Origin of the sequence: Marseilla massiliensis (assembly GCF_016899855.1) — a bacterium.
Lineage (GTDB): Bacteria > Bacteroidota > Bacteroidia > Bacteroidales > Bacteroidaceae > Prevotella.
In genome coordinates, this window is record NZ_JACJJG010000007.1 from 22,614 (window position 1) to 35,109 (window position 12,496).

The 12,496-nt window shown below is 42.7% G+C and carries 11 protein-coding genes; 3 read left to right on the forward strand and 8 right to left on the reverse strand.

What is annotated here, in order from left to right; translation table 11 throughout:
• Positions 1-3: 3 nt before the first annotated feature.
• The 8 genes from H6A34_RS03015 to rplU form a co-directional block, all read right to left on the reverse strand.
• Positions 4-1,965, reverse strand: a complete 1,962-nt coding sequence (locus H6A34_RS03015; protein WP_205103368.1) for a dipeptidyl-peptidase 3 family protein — start codon at positions 1,963-1,965, stop codon at positions 4-6.
• A 29-nt stretch (positions 1,966-1,994) separates the two neighbouring features.
• Positions 1,995-2,411 carry a helix-turn-helix domain-containing protein gene (locus H6A34_RS03020; RefSeq protein WP_205103370.1) on the reverse strand — a complete coding sequence of 139 codons (417 nt, stop codon included), beginning with the start codon at positions 2,409-2,411 and terminating at the stop codon, positions 1,995-1,997.
• A 186-nt stretch (positions 2,412-2,597) separates the two neighbouring features.
• Entirely contained in the window at positions 2,598-3,329 is a 732-nt protein-coding gene (locus tag H6A34_RS03025; protein WP_205103372.1) for a tRNA 2-thiocytidine biosynthesis TtcA family protein, read from the reverse strand.
• A gap of 30 nt (positions 3,330-3,359) precedes the next feature.
• Positions 3,360-3,728, reverse strand: coding sequence for a DMT family protein (locus H6A34_RS03030; RefSeq protein ID WP_021948620.1), 369 nt, complete (start codon positions 3,726-3,728; stop codon positions 3,360-3,362).
• Positions 3,725-6,097: a bifunctional dihydroorotate dehydrogenase B NAD binding subunit/NADPH-dependent glutamate synthase gene (locus H6A34_RS03035; RefSeq protein ID WP_205103374.1), complete on the reverse strand. Its 2,373-nt coding sequence runs from the start codon at positions 6,095-6,097 to the stop codon at positions 3,725-3,727. The genes H6A34_RS03030 and H6A34_RS03035 overlap by 4 nt, the downstream gene beginning before the upstream one ends.
• 129 nt (positions 6,098-6,226) lie before the next feature.
• Complete coding sequence (serS, locus tag H6A34_RS03040) at positions 6,227-7,516, reverse strand: serine--tRNA ligase (protein ID WP_205103375.1); 1,290 nt, start codon at positions 7,514-7,516, stop codon at positions 6,227-6,229.
• A gap of 274 nt (positions 7,517-7,790) precedes the next feature.
• Positions 7,791-8,054, reverse strand: coding sequence for a 50S ribosomal protein L27 (gene rpmA, locus H6A34_RS03045; protein ID WP_021948617.1), 264 nt, complete (start codon positions 8,052-8,054; stop codon positions 7,791-7,793).
• Positions 8,055-8,072: 18 nt separating this feature from the next.
• Positions 8,073-8,390: a 50S ribosomal protein L21 gene (gene rplU / locus H6A34_RS03050; RefSeq protein WP_021948616.1), complete on the reverse strand. Its 318-nt coding sequence runs from the start codon at positions 8,388-8,390 to the stop codon at positions 8,073-8,075.
• Between the two features lie 967 nt (positions 8,391-9,357).
• On the opposite strand from rplU, the gene H6A34_RS03055 reads away from it, so the two are divergent.
• The 3 genes from H6A34_RS03055 (at position 9,358) to H6A34_RS03065 (ending at position 12,387) form a co-directional block, all read left to right on the forward strand.
• Entirely contained in the window at positions 9,358-10,521 is a 1,164-nt protein-coding gene (locus tag H6A34_RS03055) for a TolB-like translocation protein (RefSeq protein ID WP_205103377.1), read from the forward strand.
• 153 nt (positions 10,522-10,674) lie between these two features.
• Positions 10,675-11,556 carry a nucleoside phosphorylase gene (locus H6A34_RS03060; protein ID WP_205103379.1) on the forward strand — a complete coding sequence of 294 codons (882 nt, stop codon included), beginning with the start codon at positions 10,675-10,677 and terminating at the stop codon, positions 11,554-11,556.
• 48 nt (positions 11,557-11,604) lie between these two features.
• Complete coding sequence (locus H6A34_RS03065) at positions 11,605-12,387, forward strand: carboxylesterase family protein (protein WP_420870801.1); 783 nt, start codon at positions 11,605-11,607, stop codon at positions 12,385-12,387.
• The last annotated feature ends 109 nt before the right edge of the window (positions 12,388-12,496 follow it).

A 12,496-nucleotide genomic window follows, 5' to 3' on the forward strand; every position in this document is an offset into this window, starting at 1 on the left:
TTTCTAAACCAGCGTTGAATAAAACTTGCTATAACGCAACATTTGTTGAGTATAAGTCTCTGAATAATCCACACAAATATCTATTACATTACCTGCATCGTCTGTAACAGGCAACAAGACTGGATTTATGAAACCTTTGTAAGGTGGGATTCCTAATCGTTCATATCTTGTAAGTATTTCATCATGAAGAATCGGATCTACTTTCACGGCATATTTCTCAACCAAATCTTTAGCAGATAAATAATCGCCTTCACTTTTTATACGCTGGATTTCTGCAAGTAGACATCCAAACAGAACTCTTAGCTTTTCATAATCATTTATACGCACAAAAGTCTTGCCGTTATTGCCTACCAACTCTATGACATTATCGTTTTTTCCTTGTTCATAACACCATCTGGCTATAAGGGCCCTATCACGCATATGCGCTTCTTCTATATCATGCCCCTTATTTATACGTGCCAACTGCGTCAGCATGCCGTTCATTATATACGAATAATACCCGGCCTTATATGCGTCTTTGTCTGGTAAAAGTCCCAACTCAACCATTTTTACATCAGCCGAATAATATAATCCGAATAAATCAGCACGTGCCTCTTCTATCGTATTACCATATGCCTTTAACGCATCAGGATCTACGCCTAGCAACAATTGACCGCTGCCATGCCCAAGGCATTCATGTAGATCTGTATGAATAACATCACACAAATCACCATATTTACGGATCATATCCTTCGTTTCTTCATCTATAACAAATTCATCATCAAAACCGTTTCCACGTGCAGCTTCGTTATATGCTGATATAATGTTACTTATCGTTACACTCTTACTTCCGTGGACAGCTCTTATCCAATCCGCGTTAGGAAGATTAATGCCTATTGCCGTTGACGGATACTCACCACCCCCTAACATTGCCGCACAAATTACATTCGCTGATACACCGTTGACTTGCTTCTTTTTAAATCTCGGATCTATTGGCGAATGATCTTCAAACCATTGGGCATTCTCACTTATTACCTTTGTTCGTTTAGTTCCTTCAATGTCACGATATTCAACAAGACCTTCCCATGTACCCTTAAGTCCCAACGGATCGTCATAAACTTCTATGAAACCATTGATGAAATCAACCAACGAATCTTTTTCTTCCACCCATTCAATGCAATATTCATTAAAATCACGCAACAGACCTGATTTATAATAACTTATCAGCAGTTCTATTACATTTTGCTGTTTATCGTTTTCCGCTACATTTAACGCTTGCTGAAGCCAAAATACAATTTTTTCTATTGCTGCGCCATACTTACCGCCCACCTTCCATACACATTCACTGACCTTACCATCGTTCTTGACAACAGTAGTATTAAGTCCATAAGATAACAGATCGCCACCATCTGTTTTTTTCATGGAGGCATAATAATCCTCAACCTCTTTTTGGGTTACGTTTTCGTAAAAATTGCATGCTGACGATTGTACCAAATCAACATCTGACTTCTTGCAAACTTTTACGGGATATACATCAGAATCAAAAATAACAGGAACAAGTGTATCGCACAACTCATCTACAGATTGTTCGTCAGCCAAAGGCAGCACACGACAATCCAATGACTTTACAGCATTTATAAAGAACTGAGGGGTAAAACCCGGCTTGAATTTGTCACTTCCATAATGGTGGTATATTCCATTTGAGAACCATACACGCTTCAAATAAACTTCAAAAGCCTTGAAATCATCAGTTTCACGAGAACCCTCATAATTCATATACACGGCTTCAAGAACGCTTCTTATAACAAGATTGTACTTACCAAACTGGTCAAAAGTAATATCACGGCCGAATAAAGCAGCTTGTGACAAACAATATACGAGTTTCTTTTGACGCAAAGACAAAGAATCAAAATTCTCCAAACGGTACCGTAACATCATGATATCAGCAAACCGTTCATCCGTGTATTTGAAATTATCAGAGTTCATAAAACGTATTTATGGATTTTTGGACTATTTCAGTTTTTTGTATTATCAAGCTTATACTGCCTCGGGGTCAATCCAGTGTATTTATAAAATGCCGCATAAAACGACTGTCGGTTAGAAAAGCCGACCAAATCGCTTATCTCCTCCATACGTAGTTTGGCATAACGCTTATCGGTTAACAGCAATTTGGCATTATCAACCCTGTATTTATTCACGAGCGATGTATAGTTCATATCAAAACAAACATTAACCACAGCTGAAACATAACGCGTATTCGTATGCAAATCTTCAGCTAATCTTTTTGCCGAATATTCCTTATCCTTATATTTTTTCCTTTTCAGCAAAATACTTATTATCTGCCCCTTAAGCTCATTCATAAGTTTGGGATTAACAAGGGAACGGTATACAGCCTCCTTCTTGTTACCATAATTAATGTTATACTTAGTCATACCTGCCTCCTAAAATCAAATCTTTTTACTCTAAAACAAACAAACCGGACAACGACAATTCGCATCATCCAATTTGCGACTTTTACCTATATGCAAAGGTAATATTTTTTCGACAAATTGGTTTATAAAACAAAGATTTTAATATAAATTGCATTTATCCTTTACGGATAAACTACAAAAAACACCTTATTCGACTAATTTGCCTTCTTTCTCCAAAGCATTCCAAACTGAATAACGTGCCCCATTATTCATCATCTCAATCTTTTTGAAGAATTCACGCATGGAGGTTCTGTGTGAATCTGTTTCGTAAGGACAAAGCTTCACTTGCTTCTCATAGCCTTTATTAGCGGCAAATATACGCAAGTCTTCCTCAGCCTCAAGACACAACGGTCGGATGATGGTTATCGGCATTTTTCTCATCTTCAAGCACACAGGCATCGTGGAAAAACTGCCTTGAAAATAGAGGTTCATCATGGCTGTATGTATAATATCATCCATATGGTGTCCCAAAGCTATTTTATTACACCCCAACCTTTGCGCCATTACAAACATTTGCTTACGCCTGTTCCACGAACAAAGGAAACACGGGGACTTACGATTATCCGTAGAAGAATCAAAACATGTCGTAACGCAATGGAACCTCACTCCTCGGTTTTCACAGAAATCCCGCAAATAAGCCTCGTCCGACTCATACTTTATGTTTTCCATCCTTATATGCAATGCATCAACGGTGAATGACGGCTTTCGTATTTCCTGTCTTTTAGACAGAAGCTCAACGAGGCATAACGAATCCTTACCACCGGACAGACCAATAAGTATATGGTCACCATCAGTAATAAGCTGATAATCATAAATCGCTTTTTGAAAGCGACTTATGATTTTTTTCTCAAGTTTTTGTTCATTGGAGAGTAATGGCATTATGCAATCTTAAATCATTTATAAAAAGCCTTACTTCATAAATACAAGATATACCGCACAAATGATTAATAAGAATGCAAGTATGTGATTCCAGTGAAGAGTCTGGCCTTGAAATAATATATTGATAATGACAGCGAACACACCAAGACTGATACATTCCTGTATTACCTTCAACTGAATCAACGAGAATGGACCTCCGTTACCCGTAAAACCTATACGGTTGGCAGGTACCTGGCAACAATACTCAAAAAAAGCAATACCCCATGAAAATGCGATAACGCCTATCAATGGCCATTTTGCAGATATTCCCGAGGTTTGCAGCTTTAAATGCCCATACCAAGCAAGGGTCATGAAGACGTTGCTTAGTACGAGCAATATTATAGTATAAAGTCCGTTCATCTTACGTTTATACCTTGTAATTGTTTATCCATGTTTGCGGCAGCACGGCGACCGTCACCCATGGCGAGTATTACTGTCGCGCCACCACGCACAATATCTCCACCGGCAAAAATCTCTGGACGCGAGCTTTGCATTTCTTCATTGACCACGATAGTGTTCTTTCTACCAAGCTCCAAATCCTTTACCGATTTGGGAACAAGTGGATTAGGGGATACTCCGATGGACACGATTACCTGATCAACATCTATCGTAACAGTCTTCCCTTCGACAGGTACCGGACGTCGGCGGCCTGATTCATCCGGCTCACCAAGCTCCATAACCTGCAAGATTGCTTGCTTCACGGCTCCGCTTTCGTCCGCAACATACTCTATCGGGTTATGCAAACACAAGAAGTTAACACCTTCCTCCTTAGCATGTTTCACCTCTTCGATACGTGCTGGCATTTCAGCCTCTGAACGACGGTAAACAATCGTCACGTCCGCGCCGAGTCGTTTCGCCGTTCGGCATGAGTCCATGGCGGTATTTCCGCCACCGACAACTAAGACTTTCGTTCCTATATTAAGAGGAGTGTCTGTCGTAGGATTTGCCGCATCCATAAGGTTTACTCGAGTCAAGTATTCGTTAGACGACATTACGTTAATCAAATTCTCACCAGGTATATCCATAAAATTAGGCAAACCTGCACCCGAACCGATAAAGATTCCTTTGAAACCGTTTTGCTCAAGCTGGTCTACGCTTATAGTTTTACCTATAATACAGTCTGTCTGGAAATGCACGCCCATCTTGCGCAAGTTGTCTATCTCAACGTCGACAATCTTGTTAGGAAGACGGAACTCAGGTATTCCGTACTTAAGCACACCACCAATCTCATGCAATGCTTCAAAAACATAAACATCATATCCACGCTTTGCCATATCTCCAGCAAAACTCAATCCGGCAGGTCCCGAACCTACAACTGCAACTTTCATGCCGTTAGAAGGAGCAAGGGACGGAACGGACATATTACCGCTTTCACGCTCAAAATCCGCAGCAAAACGTTCAAGATAGCCTATAGCAACAGCCGGTTCATTCATCTTAAGATGTATACAACGACTCTCGCACTGTTTTTCTTGCGGACATACACGGCCACAAACAGCAGGAAGTGCGGATGTATTTTTCAACACTTTTGCCGCAGCCAAGAACTGTCCTCGTTCAATATTCTTAATGAAAGACGGTATATCTATATTTACCGGGCAGCCTTCCATACAAGTTGGTTTTGCACAATCAAGGCATCGCTTTGCCTCAATAAGAGCCATCTGCTTGGTCAGCCCCTTGTTCACCTCCTCATATCTCGTCGTTATTCTGTACTCCGGTGACAATTCAGGCATATTCACGCGTGGTATGGACATACGCTCCTTAGGCTTCATTGATTGTCTTAACGCCTTTCGCCAGTCTGCGTTACGGTCAATAAGCAACTCAAGAGGTTCATCGGTCGGCGATACGTCCATCTTCAAATCTTCAGCAGCCATACTGCCACCTGTATTGGAATGTCCTGCATTAACGGAAGCGAGGTGTTCCTCGAAATGCTCCATCTCTTCCTGCTCTGCACGCTTAAACGTTCCCATTCGCTTAAACATCTCGTCCCAATCAACGAGAGCGCCGTCAAATTCCGGGCCGTCTATGCACACAAATTTAGTCTTACCGCCAATTGTCAAACGGCACGCACCACACATACCGGTTCCGTCAACCATAATCGTATTAAGAGAGACATCTGTCGGAATACCATATTTTTTTGTAAGCAGACAGCAAAACTTCATCATCACCGGAGGACCGATAGCAAAAACTTTATCGACATGCTCCTGATTAATAAGCCTCTCAATACCTACAGTTACGACTCCTTTCTCTCCATACGAACCGTCATCGGTCATGATTATAGTTTCATCGCTATTAGCACGAACCTCATCCTCCAGAATCACGAGTTCCTTGCTTCGCCCTGCAATAACGGACAAAACTCGATTGCCGGCAGCCTTGAGAGCCTTGACTATCGGCAACATGGGAGCTATTCCAACTCCACCTCCGGCACATACCACTGTACCGAAATTCTCTATATGCGTAGGATTACCTAAAGGACCAACCACATCAGTGATATAGTCGCCTACATTCAACGAACAAAGTTTTATCGAAGAAAGGCCAACCTCTTGCACAACAATAGTGATAGTGCCCTTGGCTACATCTGCATCAGCAATGGTCAACGGCATACGCTCGCCATTATCACCAACCCTCACTATCACGAAATTGCCGGCCTTACGGCTTTTGGCTATTAGCGGAGCCTCAACTTCAAAGAGGAATACTTTTTCCGAAAACTGCTCCTTACGTATTATCTTGTTCATATATATTTTTAGTTGACGAGAAAACAAAGGAATAATCACACACGTAACGAACACACAAGGAACTCCCGTTGTCGGTTATTCCTTGTTTATCCGTCGACATGCCACCAGCCAAATGCCTGCAAAATTATATTAGAAATTCTTGTCGTCAAGCATTTCGAAGCCACAATATGGCACGAGCACTTTCGGTACCCTGATACCCTCTGGTGTCTGGTTATTCTCCATAATGGCAGCCACGATACGAGGCAAAGCCAAAGCCGAACCATTAAGAGTATGGCACAACTCTATTTTCTTGGTCTCGGAATTACGGTAACGGCATTTCAAACGGTTAGCCTGGTAACTCTCGAAGTTGCTGACCGATGATACCTCAAGCCACTTTTTCTGAGCAGCACTATAAACTTCAAAATCATAACAAATAGCAGAAGTAAAGCTCATGTCGCCACCACAAAGGCGTAATATATGATACGGAAGCTCCAGCTTCTGGCATAAGCCTTCTACATGGGCAAGCATTTCGTCCAAAGATTTATACGAATGCTCCGGCTTGTCAATACGCACAATCTCGACCTTGTCAAACTGGTGCAGACGGTTTAGTCCACGCACATCCTTACCATACGAACCGGCTTCACGACGGAAACAAGCCGAATATGCGCAATACTTGATGGGCAAATCCTTTTCGTCAAGTATTTCGTCACGGAAAAGATTTGTCACCGGAACCTCTGCGGTAGGAATAAGATACAGGTTGTCCAAGTTACAATGATACATCTGTCCCTCCTTGTCGGGCAATTGCCCCGTACCATACCCTGAAGCTTCATTCACTACGTACGGAGGCTGTATCTCCATATATCCGCTCTTGCGGGCCTCGTCAAGGAAGAATGCCTCAAGCGCCCTTTGCAAGCGTGCCATTTTACCTATATATACAGGGAAACCCGCACCGGTGATTTTAACACCAAGGTCAAAGTTTATAAGATTGTATTTCTTGCACAAATCCCAATGGCAGAGTGCATCCTCCGGCAAGTCAGGAATATGCCCACCTTCCTTAACAACAACATTATCTGAGGCATCCTTGCCTTCCGGTACGTCGTCATTTGGTACATTAGGAATGGTACACAACAGCTCGGTCAAACGGTTGTGGATATCAGACAATTCGTGTTCGAGAGTCTTGGCAGCCTCCTTTAGACCGGCCACCTCAGCCTTAATCGTCGCAGCCTCGTCGGCCTTGCCTTCTTTCATGAGCTGGCCTATACGGGCAGCCATCTTCTTACCCTCCTGCAGATTCTTGTCGAGCTGCTGTTGAGTGGCACGCCTCGTCTTGTCGAGTGCCAGCACGTTTTCAATAGCCTCCCTTGCCCCGTTGAAGTGTTTTTTCTCCAATCCTTTAATTACATGTTCAGTCTCTTCACTGATAAGTTTAAGCGTAAGCATATCTTTATGTTTTAATCAAATTTTCATTATACATTAATTATAGCATACGGTGGGTATAACCTACCTAAACATTTCCGCCATCGAAGTATTTGTAAGTCAAGCATCTCCATCAATATCATTACTGACGGTCCTGCCATATTACACACTACGTTTTCGTCCTGCAAAAATACAAAAATATTCCTTACGAGTGTACATATAACGGCAAAAATCCCGATTCTCGCTTGAGAATCGGGATTTTTGTTGTTTGTTTGGAATAAATAATTAAAAACTCTTTTTAGGCTTCCGTCTCAGGGATTACTGATACCACGCTCTTATCCCTACGGCCTTTGTGGAAATTCACAACACCGTCAACCAGTGCGTACAACGTATCATCCTTACCTATACCGACGTTCTTGCCAGGGTTATGCTTCGTACCACGCTGGCGAACGATAATGTTACCTGCGATACACTTCTGGCCGCCCCAGATTTTAACGCCTAATCTTTGAGAAGCTGACTCACGTCCGTTCTTAGAACTACCTACACCTTTTTTATGTGCCATTTTCTGTTCCTCCTGAATTTAAGCGATTACTTCCTTGATTTTTACCTCGGTGAACTGAGCGCGGTGACCGTTCTTCTTGCGGTAGTCCTTTCTGCGCTTCATCTTGAATACGATGACCTTGTCACCCTTGACAAGAGGATTCACAACCTCACACACTACTTTGGCGCCCTCTACTGTCGGCGCGCCGACTTGTACTGAACCTTCCTTGTCGACAAGCAGTACCTTGTCGAACTCAACAGCCTGGCCTTCCTCCACGTTCTTCATGTGGTGGACAAACAGCTTCTTACCAGCTTCAGCCTTGAACTGCTGACCGTTAATCTCTACAATTGCGTACATTAATATATATGTTAAACGGGTTTTTCCGTAAGGCGTATGGCCACCTGCCACAACTTGAATCGGCCTTTGCGGACTAAATCGGCGGCAAAATTACAACTTTTATTCGAAACACCCAAATTTTATCAACCGAAATAATATAAGCATTAAGTAATTTTGACACGGCAAACCAAAACTTTCTATCGTTACATTCTTGTCTTAATGCCTACAGATTTACACATACAGAAATTAAGAATACAGAAATTTACTATATGCACCTATCCACAACCGATTTGCAACATGCAATTCCGAATAAAATAATTGAATGGAATTACAAAATTTTCACGCTTACATAAACAACAAAAATGGAATGAAAAACAAAAAATCCGAAACAATTTGTCAAATTACAAATGTACACAGAAAAACTGAAAGTAGAACGGTAAAAGGACATTCTTTCGTATAACGGCATGAGACAAACGGCATATTGAGTAACAAAAGACGGTCAACAGAAATGTAAAAGGCCATGTTTTACAATGCGAAAGACCACTAATGACAAGCTAAAAAGCCGTCAAAAAAGCACGTTTAGGCCGTTAAAAGCATGCGTTTGGACGGCTTTTACTAACATTACCGAGTACAGAATATTGCACAAATAACAATGTACTACGCTTAATTTCATTGTTATCAACGCACTAGCGTTGCACACTCAAAATGGAGATATTTACGACCGGAAATTTATAAGTCGCAAAAACGCCCAGTATTTCATCCAACGAAAATCAATATGAAACCATTAGCGACAATTTTATTGCATTACGTAATATCTGCAACACGCCTCACGCAACGGGACTCATTGTACATAAAATTAGTTAAAACGTAAACTGTCGAAGCGAAAAAACAGGCATACACGGCAACCGTTTCGCCGAAAAACATTATCTTTGCAGATAGTCTGCGCCGCAAAAGCGCTTAACAATCAAACATTTAACAAAAACATAATATGCTGAAAACTAAATCCGTTATCCTCTCCATACTGTTGCTCATGGCCGGTGTACAGTCACATGCCCAAGTAAAGAACAAACGCGCCAAGGGCAAGCCTAAAACAGAAATGACAGCCCAACAGGAAGCGGCCCAGGAATTATACGAAACGATGTTGCTCTCGACAGCGCAAGTAATGTTCATAGACAGCATAGTGGTTGACTCGGCAGATTTCATAAGCCGGATACCGCTCAACCGCGAGTCGGGCCGTATCGGCACCACTGCCGGCATTACAGGTGACACGGGACTGGCTGGCGGCGCTGCTTATATCAATGAATTCGGAAACAGGATATACTTCTCAACAGTAGGTAATGACGGGCGTTACGCCTTATATTCTACGGACAAACTGGGCGGCGAATGGACTGCGGCAAGACTAATCGATGAATTCGGAAACGAATTTGAGGACGTAAGTTATCCGTACATGATGGCAGACGGAGTGACATTGTATTTTGCGGCAAAGGGTAAGGAAAGCCTTGGCGGATACGACATTTACGTAACTCGGTACGACACAGACTCTGCCCGCTTCTATCGTCCGGAGAATGTAGGGTTGCCATACAACTCTACAGCCAACGACTATTATTGCGCAATAGACGAATTTGACAACATTGGATGGCTCGTGACTGACCGCCACCAGCCTGCCGGCAAGGTTTGCATATATACTTTTGTACCTGCTGATACACGCACGGCTTACGACGTTGACGCTATTGGCGACGAAATGTTACGAAGCCTGGCCGATATCAGGTGCATTACCGACACTTGGACCGACAATGCCAAATTGCAGGCTGCACGCAACCGAGTGAAAAACCTGCAAACAAGAAATACGGACATCAGCACGAACCGCATATCGTTCGTTGTCAACGACAACACCGTATATAATGATATCAACGATTTCAAATCACCCACCAACCGTGAACGCTTCGGAAAGCTACAGCAAATGAAAACAACGGCCAGAAATATGGATGAAAAGCTTGAAGCACTGCGCCGTACATATTCCACAAGTAACGCAACAAAAAAAAAACGGTTAGCCGACAACATCATGACAGCCGAAAAACAGCTTGAGCACCTTGATGCGCAAATACATGAAATGGAAAAGGAAATACGAAACGCTGAAAACCTGAGCATGTGAAAACACGGTCGCTTCCTACATTAATAAAAAACGCGACAAGGAATAGGCGGATAGCTGCATTTCTAATCCATCATTACGCTCTGCAGGCGTGAATAAATGACATAGGATTGTTGCTTCAATCCTCTATTTATAAACTCATAAACCAATAAAACTATGGTAAAAAGATATTTCGCCGAATCAGAACTGATAATCAATCCTGACGGCAGCGTGTTCCACCTGCATGTGAAACCGGAATACTTGGCCGACAAAATAATCCTCGTAGGTGACCCGGGGCGCGTAAACCTTGTAGCCTCACATTTCGAGACGAAAGAATGCGAAGTGGAGAGTCGCGAGTTCCACACTGTAACCGGACGTTACAACGGCAAACGCATAACCGTAACGTCGACAGGTATCGGCTGTGACAATATCGACATAGTAATAAATGAAATGGACGCCCTTGCCAACATAGATTTCAACACACGCACGGAAAAAGACACATTACGCCAACTGGAAATAGTGCGCATTGGCACTTGCGGCGGACTACAGCCATACACGCCTGAAGGTACGTTCATTTGTTCGGTCAAGTCGGTAGGTTTTGACGGATTGCTGAATTTCTATGAAGGGCGCAACGCTGTATGTGACCTGCCAATGGAGCGTGCCCTGCTTAACCACCTTGGCTGGACTGGCAACATCTGCGCACCTGCGCCATACGTCGTAGACGCCGATGCCGAACTCGTTGACCGTATAGCCGACAACGATATGGTGCGCGGCGTGACGGTAGCATGCGGCGGTTTCTTTGGACCACAAGGCCGACAGCTGCGCATTCCGTTAGCCGACCCAAAACAGAACGAGAAGATTGAGAAATTCGAATATAACGGAATGAAAATCACCAACTTCGAGATGGAAAGTTCTGCACTCGCAGGACTGGCACGTCTTATGGGACACAAGGCTACTACATGCTGCATGGTAATAGCTAACCGTGTGACACAAAAAAGTGACACAGGATATAAAAATCACATAGACAACTTGATAAAACTTGTTCTCGACAGAATATAACATGAAATGAAAAGACATATCATATTACTAATATTCGCATTGTGCGCAATGCATCAGACTTTCGCACAATACGATTTTCTACGCCCGGTAAAAGACTCAATACCGGGCGGTTATGATTTCTGGATTTACACTCCGCAGGATTATTACTACTCGTACGACAGTACACCGGTTATTATCTTCCTGCATGGCCGCAGCCTATGCGGCAACAACCTGAACAGGGTAAAACGTTACGGACCGCTGGACGCCATAGTAAAGGGACGCCAAATAGAGGCTCTTGTAATAGTTCCGCAAAATCCTGGAGGAGCATGGAATCCAAAGAAAATCAACGATGTACTCGAATGGACAAAAAAACATTATGCCATGGACTCCACACGCGTATATGTCATGGGCATGAGCCTCGGAGGCTATGGTACACTTGACTTCGCCGCTACATATCCAGACAAAATAGCAGCAGCAATGGCTTTGTGTGGTGGTTGCTCATATAACGACGTCAGCGGACTTGGAAAACTTCCTTTATGGATAATGCACGGAACAGCTGACCGTGCCGTTCCTATAAAGTATTCAAAAGTAGTTGTCGAGTCATTGCAAAGAGACGGAAACGACAAACGCCTGAGATTCACGTGGATGAAAGGTGCATCCCACGGCGCATTGGCAAGAATATTTTATCTGAAAAAAACATACGAATGGCTGTTTTCGCATTCACTGCTTGATAAAGAACGAATGGTTAACACTGAAATAAACATTGACAAAAGCGATTTATCAGACGCCTATGACGACATGATAACAGGAGCTCCGGATCCTGAAATCATTTACGACAAGACCATTTACTAAGCGGCATGATGCGTATTGAAATTAACAAGATGTAAATTTTATTACAAGAACGGATATAAAAGAATTTTTATCAATAATAAATACATCGTAAACAGACAGGAGACAACAG

Excerpts from the sequence above, each read along its gene's own strand:
- H6A34_RS03055 (WP_205103377.1), top strand. The coding sequence starts at position 9,358 with ATGCTGAAAACTAAATCCGTTATCCTCTCCATACTGTTGCTCATGGCC.
- H6A34_RS03060 (WP_205103379.1), top strand. The coding sequence starts at position 10,675 with ATGGTAAAAAGATATTTCGCCGAATCAGAACTGATAATCAATCCTGAC.
- H6A34_RS03030 (WP_021948620.1), bottom strand. The coding sequence starts at position 3,728 with ATGAACGGACTTTATACTATAATATTGCTCGTACTAAGCAACGTCTTC.
- serS (WP_205103375.1), bottom strand. The coding sequence starts at position 7,516 with ATGCTTACGCTTAAACTTATCAGTGAAGAGACTGAACATGTAATTAAA.
- rplU (WP_021948616.1), bottom strand. The coding sequence starts at position 8,390 with ATGTACGCAATTGTAGAGATTAACGGTCAGCAGTTCAAGGCTGAAGCT.
- H6A34_RS03015 (WP_205103368.1), bottom strand. The coding sequence starts at position 1,965 with ATGAACTCTGATAATTTCAAATACACGGATGAACGGTTTGCTGATATC.
- H6A34_RS03025 (WP_205103372.1), bottom strand. The coding sequence starts at position 3,329 with ATGCCATTACTCTCCAATGAACAAAAACTTGAGAAAAAAATCATAAGT.
- rpmA (WP_021948617.1), bottom strand. The coding sequence starts at position 8,054 with ATGGCACATAAAAAAGGTGTAGGTAGTTCTAAGAACGGACGTGAGTCA.
- H6A34_RS03035 (WP_205103374.1), bottom strand. The coding sequence starts at position 6,097 with ATGAACAAGATAATACGTAAGGAGCAGTTTTCGGAAAAAGTATTCCTC.
- H6A34_RS03065 (WP_420870801.1), top strand. The coding sequence starts at position 11,605 with ATGCATCAGACTTTCGCACAATACGATTTTCTACGCCCGGTAAAAGAC.
- H6A34_RS03020 (WP_205103370.1), bottom strand. The coding sequence starts at position 2,411 with ATGACTAAGTATAACATTAATTATGGTAACAAGAAGGAGGCTGTATAC.